Raw genomic sequence first — 23,795 nt, 5'->3', positions numbered from 1 at the left:
GGTCAGGCAGGGTCGAGGGTGTCGGTGTTGCCGACGTGGAGGCGTACGACGCCGCTGACGTAGCGGCGCTCCTGCGGCCTAACTCCATAACCGGTCGTCGGCGTGCACCTTGATGTCGGTGACCCGGCTGATGTGCCGTGCACCGCAGCGATCCCCCGGCATCACCAGGTGCGGCCCCTGCTCGTCAAGCGCTCGGCAGTCCATGCTGACGGCCAGGAGCGCCGCGGTGTTGCCGAACTCGGGGTCTATCTCGCCCCACGACAGCACCGCGCGGTGGCCGTCCCCGCCCAGCACCGCGATCAGGAAGCGCAGCCGGTCCTTGCGCTCGTCCGGGTGGAACAGCGGCTCCGCGGCCTGGAGCACGTCGATGAGCAGTGGCCCGGTGAAGTAGTGGCGCCGTGGTTCGGAGGTGCGGCATTCGAAGCTCACCGTGGTCTCCCGCTGCGGCATCGAGCGGAGCGTCGCGACGCTCAGCCATGTGGGTACGCGTACCTCGCCCGACAGGGCCACCTGGCCGTCCGTTGGAAGGTCGGTCGACGTGGGCTGCACCAGCATCTCCTCACCTTGTGTTCGCGTGCCCGCCACCGAGCATGCTCGCATTCAATTGCGAGCCTTCTCCAGCTTACTCATGGCAGATGAGAGGAGAATCGGGCGTTCCATGCCGCTGATGAGCGTCATTCCTCTTGCCTTCTTCCGTTCTCAGTAGTCTCATGGGGACTACCAGGTGCTGGTCCGGTGGACACGTCAGGCCGGATGAGCGCATGTTCATCGACAGGAAGCCGACGCTGATGACGGTGACCTTGGAAAAGAGCGTCGAAGACTTCGTGGCGACGCCTCGGCAGCTCTTCATCGACGGCCGGCGGGTGGACGCCGCCTCCGGCAAGACTTTCGCCACCCCCAACCCTGCCACCGGCCAACCCCTCGCCCACGTGGCCGAGGCCGACGCCGAAGACGTCGAGCGTGCGGTCCGCGCCGCCCGCCGCGCCTTCGAAGGGCCGTGGTCCCGGCTGACCGCTTCCGAGCGGGGCCGGATGATCTGGCGGATCGGCGACCTGATCCTGGAACACACCGAGGAGCTGGCCCAGCTCGAATCGCTGGACAACGGCAAGCCGCTGGCCGTGGCCCGCGCCGCCGACATCCCCCTGGCAGCGGACATGTTCCACTACATGGCCGGCTGGGCGACCAAGATCGAAGGAAACACGATCGCGCTGTCGGTGCCGGGCGCCGCCTTCCACGCCTACACCCTGCGCGAGCCGATCGGCGTCATCGCCCAGATCATCCCGTGGAACTTCCCGCTGCTCATGGCCGCCTGGAAGCTAGCACCCGCGCTCGCCACCGGCAACACGGTCATCCTCAAGCCGGCCGAGCAGACTCCGCTCACCGCGCTGCGCCTGGCCGAGCTGATCGCTCAGGCCGGCATCCCCGACGGCGTGGTCAACGTCCTACCCGGCTACGGGGAGAGCGCCGGAGCCGCGCTGGCCGCCCACGACGGCGTGGACAAGGTGGCCTTCACCGGCTCCACCGAGGTCGGCAGGCTCATCGTGCGGGCGGCGGCCGGCAACCTGAAGAAGGTCAGCCTGGAGCTCGGCGGCAAGAGCCCCAACATCGTCTTCGACGACGCCGACCCCGAGATCGCCGTTCAGGGCGCGGCTGACGCCATCTTCTTCAACCACGGCCAGTGCTGCGTGGCAGGATCCCGGCTGTTCATCCAGCGCGACCGGTTCGAGCAGGTCGTCGAAGGCGTGGCCGACATCGCCCGCGGCATCAGGCTCGGATCCGGGCTGGAGCCCGACACGCAGATGGGGCCGCTGGTCTCCGCCGAGCAACTTCAGCGGGTGACCGGCTACCTGGACGCCGGACGCGGCGAAGGTGCCCGCACGGTCGTCGGCGGCGGCCGGCACGGCGAGCAGGGGTACTTCGTCCAGCCCACCGTGCTCACCGACACGCGCCCGGACATGAAGGTGGTCCGCGAGGAGATCTTCGGTCCCGTCGTGGTGGCATCCCCGTTCTCCGACCTGGACGAGATCGCGGCGCAGGCCAACGACACCACGTACGGGCTCGGCGCGGGCATCTGGACGCGTGACATCTCCAAGGCGCACGCGCTGGCGAGCAAGATCCGGGCCGGCACCGTCTGGATCAACTGCTACAACGTCTTCGACGCCGCGCTGCCGTTCGGCGGCTACAAGCAGTCGGGCTGGGGCCGCGAGATGGGCCACGAGGTGCTGGAGGCCTACACCGAGGTCAAGGCGGTCTGCACCCGGCTCTGACCAGAACCTCCCGGGACGTTGGGAAAGGCGGACCGGGATCGAGGGGTGGGCGCGGCCGGCGAGTGCCAGGCGGGAACCTGCACGCTGCCGGCCGCGCCCACCTCTTCTTTGGGGCTGAAGGAGTGCACTCGAGCGCTGCGGCTTGCAGGCGTGGCGCTTGCCGGGCAAGTTCTCGGGAGGCTCGGCTTTGCGCCGGTCGCGTGGTGCGGGTCCGTCACCACTGGTAGGGGAGATACTTCCCGTCCATGGTGATGACGACGCGGTCGCCGGCCGGGTCGGGCACTCGTTGTACGTCGAGGCGGAAATTGATGGCGCTCATGATGCCGTCTCCGCATTGCTCATGGATCAGCTCCTTGATGGTCGGCCCGTAGACCTGGATGACCTCGTACAGCCGGTAGATCGTCGGGTCGACCGGGACGGCGGCGTCTAGCGCGCCCCGCGTGGGCTGCGTCTGGAGGGCGAGAGCGACGTCTTCGCCGAGCTCCAGGAGGGCTGCCGCCGTGGCCGCCTCGTCCTTGCTCATCGGGTGCTGGCCGAGCAGCGCGGCCGTCGTCCACGCCAGGGGCCTGCCGACCGCCTCGGCGAGCTGGGCCCACGTCACTCCCGTGACGACTTTGGCGTTCCTGACGGCTTCAGCCGCTTCCTTCTTGTTGAGCACAATGCCTCCATTTTGTATACGGCATACAATAGTCCGTAACGTAGCACCATCAAAGCATTCGCCCATAGGACACCCCGCGTCTTCGCGCCTCTCAGCACCTTCAGGCCGTCACCCCGGAGAACGACGCCCTCCGGCGTCCCCAGATTCCGGGCGACAGGGCCCGCCGTCACCCACGTCGAGTGCCGCCGCTCACGCCACCGGCTGAGCGCGGACGGCACGAGAGGCGGCCACCTCGACGAGTCGCGGCGCCAGAGCCGCCGCCTGGGCGCGGATCTCCGGTACGGCGGTCGTCTCGTACAGAGTCCCTCGCAGCAGCGGGCCCAGGGCGAACAGGCGATCGCTCGGACGTCCGGCCGCGTCCAGAACCGCGCCGTCCAGGCCGGCGTCGAGTCCGAGCCGGAGCGGGTCGGGCCGGGCCGTCCCGGCGGTGATGAGGTTCGCGAGGAACGGATCGGTGGTGACGTCGGCGCCGGGCCCGGTGGCGTTGACCAGCCAGCCGACATCGAGGTCGGTCGTGGTGCCGTCCTGATCTGCACGTACGCGCAGGCCACCGGCGGCGGGCCCGGCTTCGACCAGGCTGCCGCGCAGCAACCGCAGCCTTCCGCAGGCCCGCAGGTCGGCGATGGCGGCCGCGGAGTCGGGCGGGATGCGATGGCGGTGGATCTCCCAGTAGCGCGCCACCCGCCGCAGGAACAGCCGCCGCTCCCCCGGGCCGAGCCGCTGCCACAGCGCCTGGGCGTGCGGGCGCAGACCCTCCATGACGCCGTGCCAGTCGCCCCCGTTCTCGCGTACCGCCCGCCGCGTGATGGCCAGCAGGTCCGCGACCCGCAACGGCCCGTCGGGAACGGCCACGGGAACGGGCGAGGCCGGAAGGGGCAGGTGCGGGCGAGGAAGGAGGGCGTGCCGCGACAGCGCGTACACCACCGTGCCCGGATGCGCCCGGGTCACGGTGAGGGTCACGTCCACCATGGTCAGCCCGGTGCCGAGCACCAGCACGGGCGCGCCGTCGTCGATGCCGGTCAGCGCGCCGCCCGCCCACGGGTCGGCGACGTATCGGGGGTGGGCGGCCAGGCCCGGCATGGGTGCGGGGCTGCGGTTGCCGAGGGCCAGGACGACCGCGTCCGCCGCGATGCGCCGGCCGTCCGCCAGTCGTACCGCGTGATCGGCGTCCAGGGCGACGGCCGTGGCGGTGAGGCGGTGGAGCGAGCGGAGGGGCGGATCCTCCGCGGCGGCCAGCACTTCGCGCAGGTAGCGGCCATAGAGGGTGCGCGGCAGATAGCTGAAGCCGTTCACGTCCACGCCCGCGGCGCGCGCCCACGCCAGCAGGTGGTCCGGGTCGCCGTCGAGGGCGCTCATCCGATCGACCCGGGTGTTGAGCAGGTGGTGCGGGTCGGTGGTGGCGTACGCCTGGCCGAGTGCGTGCCGGCCGCCCTGGTCGAGCAGCGTGACCGCCATCGGTGTCCCGGAGGCGCGGGCGAGTCGCAACAGATGGATCGCGGTCAGGGTGCCGCTGGCGCCGCCTCCGACGACGGCGATCGATGATTGAGCCATAAACCCACTATACCCGTAGGATATATGGGATATAAGGCGTCGATGGGGATCAGCCGGATGGTTCCGTAGCGGTGTCGGCCCAGGTGAGCACGGTGAACGGGACGTCGCTCGATGGGTGGTGCACGCGCCGGGAGGTGATGCGATACGCGCTACTCGGGGACACGTCGGCCGGTACCTGCACGATGCCGACGTCCTGATGAATGCGGGTGAGCATACCGTCGCAGGGCCCTCCGACGCAGATGGCGTTCGGTCTGGGTTTCATCTCCGGCCGAGCCTTAAGGCGCGTGCCCTGTTCCCTCGCATCTGGCAGTCCTCCGAAACCCGCGGCTAGTCCCATTGAGACTAATGAGTGCCTTCCGGCCGCCGCGGTCGGCCCTACCCTTGGGTGTGTGGACTCTCCCGGGTTGTCGCTCACCGAGTGGGTCGTCCTCGCGCTGGTCGCAGAGGGCCCCACGCACGGCTTCGCCGTCTCCCGGCTCACCGCGCCCACCGGACCTGTCGGCACGATCTGGCAGGTGCCGCGGCCTCGCGTCTACCGCGCGCTCGACCGGCTGGTCGAGCTGTCACTGATCGAGCCGTCGGGTACAGAGCCGGGCCGGAGCGGCCCGCACCGCACGCTGCTGACCGTCACCGCGCCGGGGCGATCCGCCCTGAACACCTGGCTGATGCTCCCGGTGCGGCACATCCGGGACGTCCGCGCCGAATTGCTGGTCAAGCTGGCACTGCTCGACCGGACAGAGACGGATCCACGGCCGCTGCTGCAGGCGCAGGCGGAGCGGATCGAACCGATCGTCGCCAGCCTGCGCGAGCAGCGCGATCAGGCAGACGGCTTCGAGCATTTGGTGGCCGCCTGGCGATATGAGACCGCCGAGGCGGCCCTGCGCCTGATGCGGACGGCCGAAAAGTAGAGGAGCCGCCGTCCGACGGCAAGGCGACGGGTGACATGATCTTTGGTGCAACCGTCTCGAAAGGGCCGTTCGTGAACGATCCCCATCTCACACCGAACTGGGCCACCTCGGCGCCGCTTCCCCCGCACGACAGGAGATCCGTTGACCGCCACTCTCGCCGGTGACTTCGACTACGACCGTCACGGGCACGGCTACGCCCAGCAGCGCCGTACCGACCCCCGTATCGCCGCCCAGGTCCTGGACGCGCTCGGCCAGGCGCGCACCGTCATCAACGTCGGAGCCGGCGCCGGCTCCTACGAGCCCGAGGACCGCCACGTCGTGGCGGTCGAGCCGTCGGCGGCGATGCGCGCCCAGCGCCCGCTCCACCTGGCTCCCGCCGTGAACGCCGCCGCCGAGCAGTTGCCCTTCGACGACGACGCCTTCGACGCCGCCATGGCCACCGTCACCGTTCACCAATGGAGTGACACCGAGCGGGGGCTGCGGGAGCTGCGCCGGGTCAGCCGCGGCCCGGTCGTCATCCTCACCTTCGACGGAGACGCCCTCGACCTGCTCTGGCTCGCCGAGTACGCTCCCGAGCTGATCGCCGCCGAGCGGCGCCGCTACCCGCCGATCGACCTGATCACCTCCCTCGCCGGCACCCGCGCCGAGGTGGTGCCGATCGCGATCCCGATCGACTGCGTGGACGGCTTCACCGAGGCCTACTACGCCCGCCCGGAACGCTTCCTCGACCCGCGGGTGCGCGCCTCGCAGTCGGCGTGGGGCTTCGTCGACGACGCCGCCCAGGCGCGCGCCGTCGACAGGCTCAGGCGCGACCTGGACAGCGGCGTCTGGGACGACCGCTTCGGCCACCTGCGCGAGCAGCCCGAGTTCCTCGGCTCGCTCAGGCTCATCGTCGGGCATCCCTGACGTCCTGGCCGACCTGCGCACGGGCTGCCCAAGAGCGGCTCTTCGTTCATGCGCTCGGGGGGTGGTGATCGGGTCACGGACCGAACTGCCCACCCGATGCACGTCAGCCCGCGGCGGCCGTGAGCGCTCCGAGGGCGCTGGCCTGCGTGCGCCAGTCGGTCTGGTTGGGGCTGGTGCCGGCCCAGCGTTGGCCGAGGGTGTTGAGGGAGCCGCGGTCCTGCGCCCACAGCGTGTCCGCCTGCTTAAGAATGTAGCTCCGGTAGGTGCTGGAACCGGTGGCCTTCGCGAGGTCGGCGAAGTGCCGCATGAAGATGCCCTTGAACTGTTTCTGGTTGTCGTCGCAGGAGGCCGAGCCGAGGTCGCAGGACTCGGTGAGCACTCCGGCCCGGGTCAGCGCCGTGCTGCTGATGGCGGCATCGGCCAGGGCTCGCGCGGTGGTCAGCAGGGAGCTGTCCCCGGTCGTCTTCCACAGTTCGGTGAAGCCACCGATGGCCAGTCCTTGGTTGTAACTCCACACGGTGCTGCCATTGTTGGCGCAGGAGGAGTTCAGTCCGTCGTTCACCAGTCCTGAGGAGTTGATCATCCCGCTTGACCGGTACCAGCCGGCGGCCGTCCTCGCCCGCTGGAGCCATCCGGTGTCGCCGGGGATGCGCTGGTGCAGCGCCGTGGTCAGCCAGAGGTACTGCCCGTTCGTCACGGCGTTCTTGTAGGTGCGTTCCCTGTCCCACCACACGCCGCCCCCGCAGCTGCCGGAGTCCCAGTACTGCTGGACGTAGTTGGCGATGATGACGGCCTCATTGAGGTAGCGGGCGTCGCCGGTGTAGTCGTAGGCGTCGATCCAGGCGATGGCCCACCAGGCCGAGTCGTCGATGGAACGGCTGATGAAGTGGCCCTCGAGCGCGTCCGAGCTGCGTGCTCCGGCGGCGAAGACGCCCTTGTTCTGCTCGAAGGTGCGCGCCACGATCCAGTCGTAGTCGTGCGTGCCGGTGGTCCTGGCGAAGCCGATGAGGGAGCTGAGGGTGGCGGCGGAGTTCCACCAGCTGCTGGGCCACCAGCCGTTGTACGGGTCGTAGGAGTACATGAGCGCGTCCGCCGCGGCGCGCGCCCTGGTCGGCGCGGGTCTGACCCAGGCGGTGCAGCTGCCGTCCTGGTGGGAGGCCTCCCGGCCGCAGGCGCGGATCGCGCCGCCGTGGAGAAGGCCGCGCGGATCGCGGGTGGCGTACATCGCGGTACGCGTGCCGGCAGCTCCGGACGGGGTGCTGGTACGGCCGAGCGATGAGCCGCCCGGCCAGGTCGAACCGCCGTTCCATGAGCGGTCGAGCCAGATCTCGTCGCCGCCGCCGCCGGATTCGATGCTTGCCCAGGCCATGGAGTTCTTCTGGTCCATATGCAGTCGGATCGTGCGGCCGTAGAGGGTCGTGGCCGGCACCGGCTGATCGTCCCCGGCCGCCTGGCCGGCGTCGGCGCCGTCGCAGAGCGTGTCGCAGACGGCGGGGTAGACCCAGTCCGTACAGCCGACGGCGGCGGCGTCGCCGCAGGCCCGGACCAGTCCGCGTCGGTGGTTGCGGGGATCGGTGATGTTGTACATCAGTGTCCTGGTGCCGGTCCAGGTTCCCGGGACGCTCGTCCTGCCCAGCAGCCCCTCCCAGGTGGCACCGCCGTCCCAGGAGCGGTCCAGCCACACCGAGTCGCCCATCACGCCGCCGTCGATGCTGGCCCACGCCATGTCGTCCGCGTTGGAGACGTGCAGTTGGAGGCGGCGGCCGTTGAGGTTCTTGGTCGGTACCGGAAAGCTCTCCTGCCGGGCCAGCGAGGGGTCCAGCGTGTCACAGGCCAGCACGCACACCGGGGTGACGGCGGCCGCGGGCGTCGCGGCCGGTACCAGTGCCGCACACGCGAGAGCGGCCGTCAGCGAGAAGGTGAGAAGTGATCTGACAACGTTGTCGGCGCTGCGTAAAGACACCGGAGCTCGCCTCGATTTCACGATGGGGGATGCCGCCACGCGGGCGGGAATCGGGCACTGGTCCACACCTGTTTCCGACCGCAGTGAAACTGCTTGGCAGGGTCTTGTCAATAGCTTCGGAAGGAACGTTTTAAGAGCGGTCCGCGGTGGCGGCGACGGGTTGACACGCTGTTTTCACACGTCCATCATTCGGTGGGAAATCATCTTGTAACAAACTTTCCGATTGGCCGTCGGGGTTTCGTGGTCATGCGTTAAAACGATCAAATGGTCTCGCCCCCTGCCCCAGGAGGTTTCCGTGCGTCGGCACCACTTACCCAGCCTCGCTCTGCTCGCCGCTCTGCTGACAGCCGGCCCGGTGCCGTCCGCCGCCGCGGCGGCCTCGACGCCCGCGACGGATGTCAGCTCTGCGGCCGTCGACCCCCTGAGCTACTCGCCGACCTCCCGCACCCTCAAGCCGACCGCCGTGTACTCCACGTCCGGCAGCGTCGCGAATCCGCAGAACGTCCTCAGCGGACTACCAACGCGGATCTCCGGCGCGCAGTCGGCCATCACCCTCGACTTCGGCAAAGAAGTCGCCGGAATGACGACGTTGTCTTTCGGCGACACCAGCAGCGGCCAACGGGTCGGCCTCGCCTTCAGCGAGTCGTCCCTGTACGTGGGCACCAACAGCGACCGGAGCAGCGGCCGCGACAGCGAGGACGGCGCGCTCCACGCCACGGCCTCCACCAACGGCACCTACACCATGCCCACCGCGCAACAGCGGGGCGGCTTCCGCTATCTCACCGTCTTCCTCGACACCTCGGGCTGGGTGGACCTCAAGGGCGTCAGCCTCGCCTTCACCGCGGCTCCGGGAAAGGTCAACCCGGCCGACTACGCCAACTTCTTCCACTCCAACGACGACCTTCTCAACCGCATCTGGTACGCCGGGGCGTACACGGTGCAGCTCAACACGATCGCCTCCAACCAGGGCCGCGCCTGGCCCCCACCGGCCACAGCGTGGAACAACGCCGCCACCGTCGGCGTGGGCGACTCCGTCCTGGTCGACGGTGCCAAGCGGGACCGGACGGTGTGGCCCGGCGACCTGGGCATCGCCGTGCCCACGCAGTACGCCTACTCGGGTGACCTCACCTCGACGCGCAACGCGATCAGCACGATGTACGGCGTGCAGTCCGCCGAAGGGGAGATCCCCTGGTCCGGACCGCCGTTCAACCTCACCGGCTCGGACACCTACCACCTGTGGACACTCCTGGGCACGGCGACGTACTACACGTACTCGGCCGACCGGGCCTGGCTGGACTCCCAATGGGCCGGCTACAAGCGGGGAATGGCCTTCATCATCGCCAAGATCGGCGGCACCGGTCTCCTCAACGTGACCCGCACCCAGGACTGGGCCCGCGTCGGCCAAGGCGGCGAGAACATCTCCGCCAACGCGCTCCTGTACGCCACGCTCAAGGGCGGCGCCACCCTGGCCTCGGTCAAGGGTGAGAGCGCGCTCGCCACGAACTGGGCCAACAGGGCGACCGCACTCAAGAGCGCGGCCAACTCCCGGCTGTGGGACGCCTCGCAGGGCCTGTACAGGGACAACCCGACCAGCGGCCTGTACCCGCAGGACGGCAACTCGCTCGCGGTCTGGTACGGGCTCACCGATTCCACCGCGAAGTCGCGGACCATCGTCAGCCGGCTCGCGACCCGTTGGGGCATCTACGGCCCCATCACCCCCGAGTGGGGCGGCAACATCTCGCCCTTCGCCGGCGGGATGGAGCTCAACGCCCACTTCGCCGCCAACGACGACCACACCGCCCTGGCGCAGATCCGCCGTACCTGGGGCCACATGCTCAACAGCGGCATCGGCACCAAGAGCACCTTCTGGGAGGGCATCAGGGCCGACGGCGGCCACGCCTACGGGGGTTCGTTCATGAGCCTGGCCCATGGCTGGTCCACCGCGCCCACCTCCACGCTCACCTTCGACGTGCTCGGCACCGCACCGGAGTCGGCGACCGGCGCGTACCGCTTCGTTCCGCACCCCGGCGACCTGACCAGCGCCGAGGGCCGCATCACCATGCCCCAGGGAGCCGTCAACGCCTCTTGGTCCCGCGTCCCCGCCGCCGGCACGTACGCGGCGCGCCTCGCCAGCCCCGCCGGCACCACCGGCCGTATCGGCGTCCCGAAGTTCGGCGGCGCCAACATCTCGGTGTCCGTGAACGGCAACGTCGTCTGGAGCAACGGAGCCTTCACGCCCATCGCGGGAATCACCGGCGCGAGCCAGGACGACACCTACGTCCACCTCACCGGCGTCGCTCCCGGCAGCTACACCGTGAACGCCACCGGGCTGGGCAATCCCCCCTCCCCCGCCGAGCCGGGTACGGGCGCCCTGCGCGCGGGCTACACCCGGTGCGCGGGCGAGGGCGGCACGTGTTCCTTCGCCGGCATCCGCTCGGTGGCCTACGGGGCAGGGTCCTACACGTACAAGACGGCGACCGGCAGCGCTGCCTGTACCAGCGCCTCCTTCGGTGGCGACCCGGCGTCGAATCTGGTCAAGTCCTGCTACGTCGCCGACGCGGGCGGCCCGCCCGGATACACCGTCTGCGCGGCCGAGGGCGGCACCTGCGCTGTGCCCGGCTACAACCGTGACGTCGCCTACGGCGCCAACGGCAACTTCGCGCACCAGGTCACCAACGGCTCCGTCCCCTGCACCAACGCCCACTTCGGCGATCCCATCGACGGAGTCGCCAAGTCCTGCTACCTGCCGCCCGCGGGAGGTCCGCCCGGCGGCTGGACCATGTGCGCGTCTCAGAACGGCACGTGCCCGGCCGCGGCGGGACAGCCGGTGACGTACGGCGCCTTCGGCGCGTTCACCACGATCACCGCCACCGGCGACACCCCCTGCGCCGACGCCACGTTCGGCGACCCGATTCCCGGCGAGTCGAAGGGCTGCTACACCGCCACCGGCGGCCCGGCCGGCTACGCCACAGCCTGCTCGGACGAAACCGGGACGTGCGCCTTCGGCGGACAACAGACCGTCGCGTACGGCGCACGGGGCAGGTTCGTGTACAAGTCGTTCACCGGCGGCACCGGCTGTACGACGGCGACATTCGGCACCGATCCGCTGCCAGGCGTACGGAAGGGCTGCTTCCTCACGCCCTGATCTCCTGTAGCCGGTACTGGAGGGCGAGCGCGAGCCTCATAATGGCACGCCGCCCTGGGCGGACGCACTCCTGGCCTGTTTCGCCTTCACTCTCGCGCTCGACCCCTCAGGCTGACCGCCTACATCAAGGATAATGTCCTTCAATTCAGCAAGAGTTTCGATTCGATAGGTAGCCTGCGCGAAGTCGTGTGATTTTGTGAAGTCGTTGTGGACAACAGCACAGTCAATGCCGGCCGCCACGGCTGAGCTCAGCCCTCGGGATGAATCCTCAACGACCAGTGTCTCTTCTTTGGTGGCTCCGAAGCGCTTCACGCCGATCAGGTATGGTTCCGGATGCGGCTTGGCGAGCTGGTAATCTTCACGAACAACGACGAAGTCCATGAAGTGCTTGATTCGCCGCTTTTCATGGATAAGCTCGAAATCCGCACGTTTGGCAGTTGTCACGATGGCCATACGGACGTATTTTGACAGCTCAGCCAGAGCTTCAACGACGCCTTCGATCTCAATGGCTTCTGTTCTCAGATATTCTTGATAGTAGTCATTACGGACCTGACGCTGCCTGCCGATGGTCTGTTCATCAATACCGGCCGCCCTGGCTTGGGCCCATGTGCCCAAGCCCTGGCTCATCTCCCGGAGGTATTGATCCTTGTCCAAAGTCAAGCCAATGTCCGCCAGGGCGCGTTCCCCGGCTTTGTAATACCAGAATTCGGTGTCCACCAGAACGCCATCATGATCGAAGAGCATGTACTTTTTCACTGCCTCGGTCCTTTCCGTAGCCGGGGTTCTGGACTCCTGGATGGCGCGACGGGCCTACCAAGTGGCGCGGAGAGCGATCTTGCCGAGCATGAGCCGGTGGATCTGGGAGGTGCCGTCGATGATCTCGATGGTCTTGGCGTCCCTGAAGAAGCTCTGCACCAGGTGGTCGTGGTGGAGTCCGGCTCCGCCGAGCAGCTGAACCGCGCTGGTGGTCTGGCGCATGGCGGCTGTGGTGGCGCTGAGCTTGGCCGCGGAGACGAGAGCAAGGTCGCCGCCACCACCGGCGGCGAAGCTGTCCAGTGCGGCCATGGTGAGGTGCCGGGCGGAGAGGTAGTCGGCGTGCATGTCGCCAAGGTCGGCGCGGACGAGTTGGGTCTGGCTCAGCGGCGCGCCGAAGGCCACGCGCTCGCTGAGGTAGCGCGTGCACTCGCGCAGGGAACCGCGGATGAAGCCGAGGGCATAGGAAGCGCAGTCGAGCCGGGCGAGGTTGACGCCCTCGAGCATGCCGTTGAAGCCGTCCACGGTCATCCGTGCGACCGCCGGCACGTGCACGTCCTGGAAGGACAGTCCCGCGGGGGGACAGCCGCGGAAGCCGATCAGCGACTCCGGTTGGCCGACGCTGACTCCGGGCGAGGTCATGTCCACGACGAAGGCGGCGGTCTCCGCGTCGCGGTCGCGTGAGTCCAGCTTGGCGAGCACGATCGCGAAGGCGGCGTGGGGAGCCTGGGTGATCCAGGCCTTCTCTCCGTTGAGGATGTAGTCGCCCTTGGGAGTGCGCGTCGCGAGCGTGGTGATGGCGCGCACGTCGGTGCCGGCGTGCGGCTCGCTGATGGCGAAGCAACCGAAGTGTTCGGCACTCAGCAGTCCAGGGAGCCAGCGGTCACGCACTTCGGGGCGGGCGTACTGGCAGAGCATGTAGGCGTGCAGCCGGGCCGCGCCGAGGGAGAGGGCCAGTGAGCCGGAGTACGAGGCGATGATCTCTGTGGTCTCGTGCGCCAGGACGAAGCCTTCCGGCTCGAGATTGCCCTGCTCGTCGCAGATGAGCCCTTGGAGGCCGATGCCGGCGGCCAGGCGCAGCAGACCGGTCGTGTAGGCCGCGTCCTCCTCTTCGATCTTCCTGACCTGCGGGGCGACGTCCTTCTCGCAGAAGGCGGTGATGACTTCCAGCAGGTCGTTGTCAACGGTCATGTACGCCTCCTGTTGACCGCCACCTTGGGGAAAAGCAGCGGGCTGATGTCTCGGGTGCATTCCAGCAACGGCGGAGCCACGTCGTTGACGAGCATCGCCTCGTCCAGCCGGAACATCGGTCCGGCCACGCACACCACCGCCGCGGCGTTGCCGAACGGGTCCAGCACCGGGGCGGAGATCGAGCAGATACCGGGATCGCGTTCCTCGAAGCTCAGGGAGAACCGTTGCTTGCGGATGATGGCCAGTTCGGCGCGGACAGCCGCCTCGGTGGTCGGCGTCGTGCTGGTGTATCTGGTGTAGGTGATCTTCTGCAGGATCCGGTCCACCACCGCGTCCGGCAGGAACGCCAGGATGACCTTCCCCTGCGAGGTGGCATGCATCGGGATCTTCATGCCTGGCTCGCCGGTCAGCTGCACGGGATGTACGGCGGGCAGCACGTCGAGGTAGCTCACCTCCAGTCCGTCACGGACGGACAGGAAGACGTTCTCCTTGGTCTTGTCGCGCAGCCGTACGAGCATGGGGTGGGCGAGGTCGAGCAGGGAGCGGCGGTCCAGCCGCAGGGCGCCGAGCATCCGCGCCTGCGGGCCGAGTTGGTAGATGCGGGTGTCGGGATCCTGTTCGGCGAAGCCGCGGTCGCACAGGACGCGCAGCAATCGGCGCACCGTACTCGGCGGCAGGTCGAGTTCCTGGGCGAGGGACATGAGGTTGGCGCCGCCCGTCCGGAAGGCTAATGCGCTGAGCAGGTCCAGCAACCGGTAGGCCGCCTGACTTCCCTGTACTTCCACGATATGGAATCCTTATCCGCCGGGGAGCGCCATCGTTGCCTGCCAAATCCATAGATGTCAAGGCAAAATAGACTTCCATATGGTGGAAGTGAATATTGACCTTAGTGTTTCGCGCTGGTTAACTGCCCGGCACCATTCCCCCCTCAGGAGGCGCCATGGCTGTCGACAGGATCCAACGCCGGCGCGCGATCGCCGCCGGCTCCATCGGAACCGTGATCGAGTGGTACGACTTCGCGCTCTACGGGCTCGCATCGGCGCTCGTCTTCGCTCCGCTCTTCTTTCCCGGCGCGGGGACCCTGGGCGGACTGCTCGGCGCGCTCGGCACCTTCGCCGTGGGGCTCGGCGTCCGGCCGCTGGGTGGGTTGATCTTCGCTCACTACGGCGACCGTCTCGGCCGCAAGCCCGTGCTCCTCGTCACCCTGCTGATCATGGGTGTGTGCACCACGCTCATCGGCGCGCTGCCGACGGCCGAGTCCATCGGCGTCTGGGCGCCGATCGCCCTGGTGCTGCTGCGCCTGCTCCAAGGCGCCGGCGCGGGCGCCGAGTACGCGGGGGCCATCACGATGGTGTCGGAATTCACCGAACGGCGCCGCAGAGGCCTGGTCGCAAGCTACCCGGGCGCGGCGATCTACGTCGGTACGGCGCTGGCCACGGTGCTGTTCGCCCTGGTCTCGCTGCTGCCCGCCGACGCCTTCCTGGCGTGGGGCTGGCGCGTGCCGTTCCTGCTCAGCATCGTCGTGCTGGCCATCGCCACTTATGTACGGCTGCGCGTGCCCGAGTCTCCGGAGTTCGCCGATCTGGAGAGGTCGGACAGCCTGCAGCCGGCACCGGTCAAGGAGGCCCTGCGCACCGAGACCCGCGCGATCATCTGTGGTTTCGGGCTGTTCACCTTCATCATCCCGTGGGCGTACCTCATGCAGGTCTTCGTGCTGTCCCACGTCAGCAACGATCTGCACGTCTCCAAGAGCGTGGCGCTGACCGGTCTCATCATCGCCGAGGTGCTCACCGTGGTGGCGATCCCGCTCTTCGGCATCCTGTCCGACCGGATCGGCAGGAAGAAGGTCCTGACCGGCGGCGCGATCTTCGCCATCCTCTACGTCTTCCCGATGTTCTGGCTCCTCGGCACCGGAAACCCCGTGGTGGTCACGGTCGCCATGGTGCTGGGACTGGCGGGAGTCCAGGGCGCGACGAGCGGCCCGGCCGCCGCGCTGATGGCCGAACTGTTCTCCACCCGCGTGCGCTGGAGCGGGCTGGCCATCTCCCGCGAACTGCCCGCGGCGGTCGTCGGCGGCACCATGCCGCTCGTCGCGACGGCCCTGCTGGCCTGGTCCGGCGGGGGAACCTGGTCGATCGCGGCGTACGTCGCGACGCTGAGCGTGATCGGGCTCATCTGCGTGCGGCTTCTGCCGGAGACCCTGTGGGCGGCCCCGCGGGCTCCCGTAGGAAACCTTTCGGAAACCTATTGACCAAGATAGGCCTGTTTGCGAAGTATCGATGCCCATGGGGAACCGGTTTCCGAAGCAACGCGCGACCATCGAAGACGTCGCCGCGCGTGCGGGCGTGTCCAAGGCGACCGTGTCGAAGTGTCTCAACCCGGCCGGCGACTACTACGTCTCCCGGACGACCAGACGCAAGATCGAGGACGCGATCGCCGAACTCGACTACCAGCCGAACGCCCTGGCCCAGAGCCTGACGTCGCAGCGGACCAACGCGATCGGCGTGCTCGTCGCCAGCGTCGCGAACCCGTTCTACAGCGAACTGGTGGCGGGCGTCGAAGACGTGGCCGGCCCAGCTCAGTACACCCTGCTGCTGGGGTCTTCCGAGGGCAGCGCGACCCGGGAGGCCGACCTGATCAACTCGATGATCCAGCGCCGGGTCGACGGAGTGGTCGTGAGCACCGCGACGATCAAGGACCGCGCGGTTCGCCGGCTCGTGGATGCCGGAGTCGCCGTGGTCGTAGCGAGCCGCGAGGTGGCCTCACCTGCCCTGGACACGGTCGTGATCGACAACCAGGACGGCGGCCGGCTGGTGGGCAAGCACCTCCAGGAGCACGGTCACCCGCGGGTCACCTACCTCAGCGGCTCACTGGACATCGCCCCGTTCCGTCTGCGGCTCGACGGCATTCGGTCGGTCTACGGAGAAAGGGCCGACGTCGTCGAGACGACGGCCACGGACCTGGAAACGGCGACAGCGCAGGCCCGCGTGCTCCTCAGGGCGGGCTCACCACCCGATGCGATCTTCGCGGCGACCGACACGATGGCGCTCGGCGTGCTGGCCGCGGCCGGTGAGCTGGGCGTCTCCGTTCCCGGCGAGCTGGCCGTGATCGGGTTCGACGACATCTGGGTCAGCCGCATGCCCGGCGTGGCGCTCACCACCGTGGACTCCAAGGCACACGCCATCGGCCGGACCGCCGCCCATCTCCTCACCCAGCGACTGAGAACCCGCGGCGGCGACGACCCCCGCCCGCAACGCATGGTGCTGCGCTCCGACCTCGTGGTACGGCGAAGCTGCGGCTGTTGAGAAACCGTTTTCCTCTTCACTCCTTGAACTCGCCATGAAGCAGAAAGAGAGGTGGCGTGTGCGTACACGCATCACCAGGAACACCGACGGGGACGCCACCCTCTGGCTAGATCGCCCGGCTAAGCGGAACGCGATCGACCGATCGATGCTCCAGCACCTGTCGGTCGCGGTCGGTGAGATCGAGTCGGACAGGTCCATCCGCACCCTGCTCGTCCGCGGTAGTGACGGCTACTTCAGCGCCGGTGCCGACATCGGCGACTGGGCCGATCCGTCGCCGTCCGAGGCGGAGGAGATGTCCAGGCTGGGCACCGCCGTGTTCGATCGTCTCGCTTCCCTTTCCGTGCCGACCCTCGCCGTGATCGAAGGGGGCGCCCTCGGCGGCGGGCTGGAGCTGGCGCTCGCCTGCGATGTGCGGCTGGCCGCCCCCGCCGCCTTGATCGGTTACCCCGAGGCGCGGCTGGGCAACCTGACCTCCTGGGGCGGTCTCACTCGTCTCGTCGACGCCGTCGGGCTGGCGCACACCCGGTCGATGTTCCTCACCGGGACGCCCGTCTCGGGGCGGCGCGCCTACGAGATCGGCCTGGTCCACGCGGCGCCGGCGGACCTCGAAGCGGCGGTGAGCGAGCTGGTGGCCGACCTGGGCGCCGCCGAGCCGACGGCTGTGCGCACGTTCAAGCTGCTCACCGCAGGGCTGGAGGCCCGTGCTCCGATCGAACCCGTGCTCGCCGCCTTCTTCAGCCGGTCCGAGGCCTCGCGCGAACGCAAGCAGGCCTTCCTCGACCGCAGGAAGGTGAACCGATGAGCGCGCGTGTCCTCGTTACCGGCGCCCTGGGCGGACTCGGATCGGCGATCGTCGATGCCTTCGCCGGCCGCGGAGCCCGGATCGCCGTCCACCATCTCGGCCAGCCGGCCCAGGCGAACGAGCGCTGTCTCGAGCTGATCGACCGCGGAGTCGAGGCGAAGGCGTTCGAGGCGGATGTCGCCGACGAACGCTCCGTGGCAGACCTGGCCGCCGCGGTCGAGGAGGCATTCGGCGGAATCGACGTGCTGGTCAACAATGCCGGCGTCATGGACTCGGCGAAGGTCATCGACACGGATCTGCAGCTGTGGCGGCGCACGATGTCCGTCGACCTCGACGGTGTGTTCCTCTGCTCGAAGCACGTCCTTCCTGGGATGTTGCGACGTGGCTCGGGCGTGATCGTCAACGTCTCCTCCCAGCTGGCCTTCAAGGGCGCGAGAGACTACGCGGCGTACTGCGCGGCCAAGGCGGGCGTGATCGGGCTGACCCGTGCCATGGCGCGTGAGCTGGGACCGGCCATCCGGATCAACGCGATCGCGCCAGGACCCGTGGACACGGAATTCGTCGCCCCCTGGGCAACCGAGGAATGGATCCGGGAACGTACCCGCGACTCCGTCCTCGGGCGGCTGGCGCAGCCGCACGAGATCGCCGGCACCGTCGTGTTCCTCGCCTCCGAGGACGCCGCCCTCTACCACGGTCAGGTTCTCCACCTCAACGGCGGCGGGGTGATGGCATGAGGCCGGAGTTCCTCACCGCCGACCAGGCCGTGGCGCGCGTGCGGCCCGCCAGTACCGTGGCGATCGGCGGGTCCGGCGGCGGTCTGATGGAGCCGGACGCGCTGCTTGCCGCGCTGGGCCGCCGCTTCACCGAGACCGGCACGCCGGACGACCTGACCCTGGTGCACACCACCGGCATCGGTGACCGAGAGGGCGGCGGCATGGACCTGCTCGCTCACCCGGGCATGATCCGGCGGATCATCGCCGGCAACTGGGGCATGGCGCCGCGGATGAGCCGGCTGGCGGCCGAGAACGCCTTCGAGGCCTACAACTTCCCGCAAGGCGTCATGGCCCAGCTGTTCCGCGACATCGCGGGCGGGCGCCCCGGCACGGTCACGCACGTCGGGATCGGGACGTTCTGCGACCCTCGGCTGGAGGGCGGACGGCTCAACGAACGCACCACCGAGGATCTGGTGGAGGTGGTCACGCTCGGCGGCCGGGAGTGCCTCTTCTATCCCGCGCAGCCCATCGATGTCTGCTTTGTCCGCGGGACCACCGCCGATGAGCGGGGCAACATCTCCTGCGAGCAGGAAGCCGCGCGGCTGGACATGCGGGCGATCGCTCAGGCGACCCGCAACAGCGGCGGGCTGGTGATCGCCCAGGTCAAGCAGATCGCGCAAGCCAACACCCTGGACCCGAGAACAGTCGAGATCCCGGGAATCTACGTCGACGTCGTGGTCTCCCATCCGGAGCAGCGGCAGGTCGTGACGCACGAGTACAACCCCGCGTTCTCGGGCGAAACCCGGGCCGCGCTCTCCACCCTGCCCCCCTTTCCCCTCGACCAGCGCAAGGTCGTCGCCCGCCGCGCTCTCCAGGAGGTGCGGGAAGGGGACGTCGTCAACCTCGGCGTCGGCATCGCCGACGGTGTGGCCGCCGTAGCGGCCGAGGAAGGCCGGCTCGACAGCTTCACGTTGACCATCGAGCAGGGTCTGGTCGGCGGCATCCCGGCCAGGGGAGTCATCTTCGGCGTCGCCTCGAACCCGACGGCGATCCTGGATCAGGCCGCCCAGTTCGACTTCTACGACGGCGGCGGGCTGAACATCTGCTTCCTCGGCTTCGCGCAGATCGACCTGGCCGGCAACGTCAACGTCTCCAAATTCGGCGGAAAGATCATCGGGACCGGCGGGTTCGTCAACATCTCCCAGAACGCGCGCACCGCGGTCTTCTGCGGCACCTTCACCGCGGGCGGGCTGCACGCGGAGCCGAGCGACGGCCGCCTCCGGATCCGTACCGAGGGGAAGCACCGCAAGTTCGTCGAGCGCGTCGACCAGATCACCTTCTCCGCCGCACAGGCCCGCGAGCGCGGCCAGCGCGTGCTGTACGTCACCGAACGGGCCGTCTTCGAACTGGGCGCCGACCGTCTCCGCCTGATCGAGATCGCGCCGGGGATCGACCTGAAGGCCGACGTCCTGGATCATCTCGGCGCGATCGAGGTCGCCGAGGACCTGGTGGAGATGGATCCACGACTGTTCAGAGAGGAATCGGCATGAGCGCCACGCAGACCGCCGGCAGCCAGAGCGTCGTCGAGCCCGCGGAGCTGCGCCGAGCCGTCCTCGCGGCCGCCGTCGGCTCGGCGCTGGAGTACTTCGACTTCTACATCTACGGCCTCGCCTCAGCGCTGATCTTCGGCCCGCTGTTCTTCGCCGGGCTCGGCAGCGACACGGCCGCGCTGTTCGCCTCGCTGGCGACCTACGCGGTCGGGTTCTGCGCGCGCCCCATCGGCGGGATCGTCTTCGGCGCGATCGGCGACCGGCGCGGGCGCAAGACCGTGCTGCTCATGACCCTGCTGCTCATGGGAACGGCGAGCTTCCTGGTGGGATGCCTGCCGACGTACGAGTCGATCGGCGTCGCCGCCCCCATCCTGCTGATCTGCCTGCGCATCCTCCAAGGACTCGGCGCGGGAGCCGAACAGGCGGGCGCGATGACGCTGGTCTCAGAGTTCGCACCCCGGGCGCGCCGCGGACTGTTCGCCGCGCTGCCGTACGTCGGCATCCAGGGCGGCACGCTCCTCGGCGCCGGGATCTTCGCCGTACTCAGCGCGCTCGACCAGGATCTCGTGCACAGCTGGCTGTGGCGCGTCCCGTTCCTGTTCAGCGTGGTGCTGATCGCCGTCGCGCTCGTGATCCGGCTCAAGATGCAGGAGAGCCCGGCGTTCAAGGCGATGGAGAGCAACCGGGAGCTGGTGAAGAACCCGGTCGGCCAGGTACTGCGCACCTCGGCTCCCAACATCCTGCGTGCCATCGGCCTGCGCATCGCCGAGAACGGGAACTCCTCCGTCTACCTGACCCTGGTCGTCACCTTCGTCGCCGGTCTCGAGGCCTACAAGGGGCAGGCCTCCATCGGAAGCGCCGGGGTGGCGCTGGGCGCCGGCATCGCGATGTTCTCGGTCACCTTCTTCGGCTGGCTCGGCGACCGGATCGGCCGCGTGCGCACCTACCAGATCGGGTGCACCGCGCAGCTGCTGATGGCTCTGCCGGCGTTCTACCTGATCTCGCTGGGGCACGCCTGGCTCGCGATCATGATGATCGGGCTCGGGTTCGGCATCGCTGTTCAGGCCGTCACCGGCCCGCACTGCTCCCTCCTCCCCGAGCTCTTCGGCGCTCCGCACCGGCTCACCGGCGTCGCACTGTCGCGTGAGATCTCCGCCGTCCTGGCCGGCGGGTTCGCTCCGCTCATCGGAGCCGTTCTGCTGTCCTCTTCTGACTGGGCGTGGTGGTCGATCGGCGGGTACTCGGCGCTGCTGGCGGCCATCTCGCTCGCGACGACGTTCATCACGCCGGAAACGCGGGGGCGGGACCTCATGACCGTCGAAGACGCACGCTGAACCGGTCTGAATGGTTGATCGGGCGTTGATCGTGGACACGCCCTGACCCGTGTCAACCTCTGGCTGCGGTTCTCGGCCGGCTCCGCGTTCTGCGTGGTCCTGGGCCGGCCTGGTTCAGCTGGGGTCTGCCAGGTCCTGGCCGGGATCGTTGGAGAGGGACTCCCAGAAGTCCACATATGCCTGCTCGTGCAGGATTCCGAGTCTGAGGATGCGGGCCCGCGACACCAGCCCCACCTTGTCGGAAGGGTTCATCTCGGCGTGCCGTGAGCGGTAGAGCTCGAGCCAGTGGCGGTGCTGCGCCGCCTGCTCCCTGGCGAGAGCCAGCACATCGCCGGCCTCGCCCAGGTCGGCGAAGAAGAGCTTGAGCTGCCCCGGGTCGCGGGTTTCCGGCTCGGGGGCGTGCGGGTCGGCCAGCCACCGCTTCAAGGTGGTGCGCCCGGCATCGGTGAGGTGGAAGACGCGGCGACGTCGGCCGGTGTGCTCAGGCCTTTCCTGCAGCAGGCCGAGTGTGGCCAGCCGCGCCGGGATCCGGTAGAGCTGCGCGTGCGGGATCGGCCAGAAGTAGTCGACCGACTCCTCCACCTTGGCCTTCAGCTCATACGGCGTCATCGCGCCGTGGCGCGCGATCAGCCCGAGCACGACGCACTCGGGTGGGGTGAGCTCCGGCACCTTCCACATCCTTCCATTGACATCGTCTCCCTGAGACCATAGCGTCGATCTCATCGATACCGTATCAATGAGACTATTGGAGTGGGATGAGTTCCGACACACAAGCCATTGACGTCGAGGAGTTCAACGTCCGCATCTTCGAGTTGTGGTCCGCGCTGTGGAACGGCGAGCTGAGCCTCGCCGATCGAATCATGGCGCCGCGGTTCCAGCTCCGTTACGCCCAGCCGGGCACCGACGCCTTCGACCACATCCGGCACGCTTCACAGCTGACCCAGATGATCACCAAGTTCCGGGCGGCCCGTCCCGGACTGCACTTTGCCCCCGACGGTGAGGCCGTCGCGGATGTCCACCTCGCCGACGGCGTCGCTCGCGGCAAGATCGCTCGGCCCTATTCGGCGCGCTTCACCGACGAGACCGGGCGCGAGCTGCGCATCAGCGGCATCGACATGCTGCGCATCGAAGACGGCCTCATCACCGAGGTTTGGTCGGTCTCCGGCGGGAGAACCGGACGAGCCTTCTACGACAACTGAAGATCAACGACCGGAACCGAGCGGCGGCTGTGCTGTGCCGCCGCTCAGTTCGCCTCACTCTTCGCGCGCGTGAACATCGGGGCTGATGGCGACCAATCGCTGCCCTGTTCACCGCGCTGGGACCTGTTCCAAGGCTCAGCGGGACGTCGTCACCATGTCACGGGCTTGCTCGGAGTGAACAGCCAGACGTTGAAGAACTCGGTCAGGTCCCGGCCGGAGACCTTCTCCGCGAGCGTGATGAACTCGTCGGTGTCGGCCAGGCCGTAGCGATGATCGGCCGCCCACGTCCGCAGCAGCCGGAAGAAGGGCTCGTCGCCGATCTTCACGCGCAGTGCCTGGAGCGTCATGCCGCCGCGGTTGTAGACGGCGGTGTCGAACATGGTGTCGCGCTGCGGGTCCGCCACCTTCACCTGCCAGAACGAATCCGGCCTGGTGGCGTACTGCCGGTCGAACCACACCTGGACGCTCTCGCCACCGGTGTGCTCGGTCCAGTAGCGCTGGGCGAAAGTGGCAAAGCCCTCGTTCAGCCAGATGTGCTGCCAGGTCCGCACCGAAACGCTGTCGCCGAACCACTGATGGGACAACTCGTGCGCGACCGTGGTCACGCTGCGGACGGCGGAGTACAGCGGCTTTGTCTGATTCTCCAGCGAGAAGCCGACGACGGGGACGTTGTCGACGATCGCGCCCGTCTCCTCGAACGGGTAGCGCCCGAACAACTCGCTCCAGTAGTCGGTGATATCGGCGGTCTGCTGGAAGACCACCTCGGTGCCGGGCACGGTCGGATCGGTGGCGACCCATTCGCGCACGCCGCCCGGCGTCCTGCCCACCTGCACGTCGAACCGGCCGATCGTGGTCGTGACCAGGTACGACGCCATCGGGCGCAGCTCGTTCCAGAGGAAGGTCGTCTTGTCACCATGAGTGACCTGCGCCGCCAGCACGCCGTTGGCCGCGGCAATGAGCCCCTTCGGGACAGTCATCGAGATGGAGTAAGTCGCCTTGTCGCTCGGGTGGTCGTTGGAGGGGAACCACGTGCTGGCCGCATTCGGCTCGCAGGCGACGAGCACGCCGTCCTCCGTGGCGATCCACCCGTACGGCAGGCCGAACACGATCGGGCCGCCGAGCGGCTGCGGGATGCCGTCGTAGGTGATGCCCACGTCGAACACGCTCTGGTACCGCAGGCCCTTGTCGGGCGTGACGATCAGCTCCTGGCCGTCGCGCGTGTAGGCGGCCTTGCGGCCGTTGACCGTGACCGATCGCACGGTGAGCTGCTGGAAGTCCAGGTCGAAGCGGGACAGGTCCTGGGTGGCGCGAGCCAGCATGTGCACCGTTCCCCTGAGCACCTTGGTGGCGGGGTCGTAGGCGAGGTTGAGCACGTAGTGCTGGGCGTCGTACCCGCCGTTGCCCTCCAGGGGGAAGTAGGGGTCACCGAGACCGGGCGCGCCCGACCGGAAGCCGGGCGCCGCGGCCGCGGCAGAGGACGGGGCGGCTGCGAAGGTCATGGCCGCCACCATGCTGAGAGCGGCGGTCCAGCGAACGATCTGGGCAAGCAC

Annotated in this window: 20 protein-coding genes; 11 read left to right on the top strand and 9 right to left on the bottom strand. The window is 68.6% G+C overall.

Annotated features, from left to right (window positions below; translation table 11 throughout):
- Positions 1-78 precede the first annotated feature (78 nt).
- Entirely contained in the window at positions 79-555 is a 477-nt protein-coding gene (locus ACFPZ3_RS26090; protein ID WP_379516858.1) for a molybdopterin-binding protein, read from the bottom strand.
- Between the two features lie 206 nt (positions 556-761).
- Between ACFPZ3_RS26090 and ACFPZ3_RS26085 the strand changes: the two genes are divergently transcribed.
- Complete coding sequence (locus tag ACFPZ3_RS26085) at positions 762-2,267, top strand: aldehyde dehydrogenase family protein (protein ID WP_379516857.1); 1,506 nt, start codon at positions 762-764, stop codon at positions 2,265-2,267.
- A gap of 214 nt (positions 2,268-2,481) precedes the next feature.
- On the opposite strand, the gene cynS is transcribed toward ACFPZ3_RS26085, so the two are convergent.
- Complete coding sequence (cynS, locus tag ACFPZ3_RS26080; protein WP_379516856.1) at positions 2,482-2,925, bottom strand: cyanase; 444 nt, start codon at positions 2,923-2,925, stop codon at positions 2,482-2,484.
- 189 nt (positions 2,926-3,114) lie between these two features.
- Entirely contained in the window at positions 3,115-4,476 is a 1,362-nt protein-coding gene (locus tag ACFPZ3_RS26075; protein ID WP_379516855.1) for an FAD/NAD(P)-binding protein, read from the bottom strand.
- A gap of 389 nt (positions 4,477-4,865) precedes the next feature.
- On the opposite strand from ACFPZ3_RS26075, the gene ACFPZ3_RS26070 reads away from it, so the two are divergent.
- Together ACFPZ3_RS26070 and ACFPZ3_RS26065 are read left to right on the top strand one after the other, a co-directional pair.
- Positions 4,866-5,384, top strand: a complete 519-nt coding sequence (locus ACFPZ3_RS26070) for a PadR family transcriptional regulator (RefSeq protein ID WP_379516854.1) — start codon at positions 4,866-4,868, stop codon at positions 5,382-5,384.
- A gap of 141 nt (positions 5,385-5,525) precedes the next feature.
- A complete protein-coding gene (locus ACFPZ3_RS26065) occupies positions 5,526-6,290 on the top strand; it encodes a methyltransferase domain-containing protein (protein ID WP_379516853.1) in 765 nt (254 codons plus the stop codon).
- Between the two features lie 103 nt (positions 6,291-6,393).
- On the opposite strand, the gene ACFPZ3_RS26060 is transcribed toward ACFPZ3_RS26065, so the two are convergent.
- Positions 6,394-8,253, bottom strand: coding sequence for a glycoside hydrolase family 76 protein (locus ACFPZ3_RS26060; protein ID WP_379516852.1), 1,860 nt, complete (start codon positions 8,251-8,253; stop codon positions 6,394-6,396).
- Positions 8,254-8,548: 295 nt separating this feature from the next.
- Between ACFPZ3_RS26060 and ACFPZ3_RS26055 the strand changes: the two genes are divergently transcribed.
- The gene (locus ACFPZ3_RS26055) at positions 8,549-11,398 is read left to right on the top strand and encodes an alpha-L-rhamnosidase-related protein (protein ID WP_379516851.1); all 2,850 of its coding nucleotides are present in this window, start codon (positions 8,549-8,551) and stop codon (positions 11,396-11,398) included.
- A gap of 36 nt (positions 11,399-11,434) precedes the next feature.
- On the opposite strand, the gene ACFPZ3_RS26050 is transcribed toward ACFPZ3_RS26055, so the two are convergent.
- Genes ACFPZ3_RS26050 through ACFPZ3_RS26040 form a run of 3 tightly spaced genes read right to left on the bottom strand, consistent with a single transcriptional unit; the run spans position 11,435 to position 14,127 of the window.
- Entirely contained in the window at positions 11,435-12,154 is a 720-nt protein-coding gene (locus ACFPZ3_RS26050; protein ID WP_379516850.1) for an HAD family hydrolase, read from the bottom strand.
- A gap of 54 nt (positions 12,155-12,208) precedes the next feature.
- Positions 12,209-13,342 carry an acyl-CoA dehydrogenase family protein gene (locus ACFPZ3_RS26045; RefSeq protein WP_379516849.1) on the bottom strand — a complete coding sequence of 378 codons (1,134 nt, stop codon included), beginning with the start codon at positions 13,340-13,342 and terminating at the stop codon, positions 12,209-12,211.
- Positions 13,339-14,127: an IclR family transcriptional regulator gene (locus ACFPZ3_RS26040; protein ID WP_379516848.1), complete on the bottom strand. Its 789-nt coding sequence runs from the start codon at positions 14,125-14,127 to the stop codon at positions 13,339-13,341. Before ACFPZ3_RS26040 ends, ACFPZ3_RS26045 begins: the two co-directional genes overlap by 4 nt.
- Before the next feature lie 155 nt (positions 14,128-14,282).
- Here ACFPZ3_RS26040 and ACFPZ3_RS26035 point away from each other — a divergent pair, with 155 nt between their 5' ends.
- The 6 genes from ACFPZ3_RS26035 to ACFPZ3_RS26010 are packed head-to-tail and all read left to right on the top strand — an operon-like array spanning position 14,283 to position 21,046.
- The gene (locus ACFPZ3_RS26035) at positions 14,283-15,593 is read left to right on the top strand and encodes an MFS transporter (protein ID WP_379516847.1); all 1,311 of its coding nucleotides are present in this window, start codon (positions 14,283-14,285) and stop codon (positions 15,591-15,593) included.
- A 34-nt stretch (positions 15,594-15,627) separates the two neighbouring features.
- A complete protein-coding gene (locus tag ACFPZ3_RS26030; RefSeq protein ID WP_379516846.1) occupies positions 15,628-16,647 on the top strand; it encodes a LacI family DNA-binding transcriptional regulator in 1,020 nt (339 codons plus the stop codon).
- A 58-nt stretch (positions 16,648-16,705) separates the two neighbouring features.
- A complete protein-coding gene (locus ACFPZ3_RS26025) occupies positions 16,706-17,449 on the top strand; it encodes an enoyl-CoA hydratase/isomerase family protein (protein ID WP_379516845.1) in 744 nt (247 codons plus the stop codon).
- Positions 17,446-18,183, top strand: coding sequence for an SDR family NAD(P)-dependent oxidoreductase (locus ACFPZ3_RS26020; protein WP_379516844.1), 738 nt, complete (start codon positions 17,446-17,448; stop codon positions 18,181-18,183). Before ACFPZ3_RS26025 ends, ACFPZ3_RS26020 begins: the two co-directional genes overlap by 4 nt.
- The gene (locus ACFPZ3_RS26015; protein WP_379516843.1) at positions 18,180-19,712 is read left to right on the top strand and encodes an acyl CoA:acetate/3-ketoacid CoA transferase; all 1,533 of its coding nucleotides are present in this window, start codon (positions 18,180-18,182) and stop codon (positions 19,710-19,712) included. The genes ACFPZ3_RS26020 and ACFPZ3_RS26015 overlap by 4 nt, the downstream gene beginning before the upstream one ends.
- On the top strand, positions 19,709-21,046 hold the full coding sequence (locus ACFPZ3_RS26010) for an MFS transporter (protein WP_379516842.1): 1,338 nt from the start codon (positions 19,709-19,711) through the stop codon (positions 21,044-21,046). The genes ACFPZ3_RS26015 and ACFPZ3_RS26010 overlap by 4 nt, the downstream gene beginning before the upstream one ends.
- 114 nt (positions 21,047-21,160) lie before the next feature.
- On the opposite strand, the gene ACFPZ3_RS26005 is transcribed toward ACFPZ3_RS26010, so the two are convergent.
- Positions 21,161-21,715: a PadR family transcriptional regulator gene (locus tag ACFPZ3_RS26005; RefSeq protein WP_379516841.1), complete on the bottom strand. Its 555-nt coding sequence runs from the start codon at positions 21,713-21,715 to the stop codon at positions 21,161-21,163.
- 86 nt (positions 21,716-21,801) lie between these two features.
- Here ACFPZ3_RS26005 and ACFPZ3_RS26000 point away from each other — a divergent pair, with 86 nt between their 5' ends.
- A complete protein-coding gene (locus ACFPZ3_RS26000) occupies positions 21,802-22,245 on the top strand; it encodes a nuclear transport factor 2 family protein (RefSeq protein WP_379516840.1) in 444 nt (147 codons plus the stop codon).
- A gap of 149 nt (positions 22,246-22,394) precedes the next feature.
- Here ACFPZ3_RS26000 and ACFPZ3_RS25995 read toward each other — a convergent pair whose 3' ends face one another.
- The gene (locus ACFPZ3_RS25995) at positions 22,395-23,744 is read right to left on the bottom strand and encodes a M1 family metallopeptidase (protein ID WP_379516839.1); all 1,350 of its coding nucleotides are present in this window, start codon (positions 23,742-23,744) and stop codon (positions 22,395-22,397) included.
- Positions 23,745-23,795 lie beyond the last annotated feature (51 nt).

It is taken from the genome of Nonomuraea insulae, from assembly GCF_042656245.1.
The sequence above is the reverse complement of the archived record's forward strand: the minus strand, read 5'-3'. Positions and strand labels throughout refer to the sequence as shown.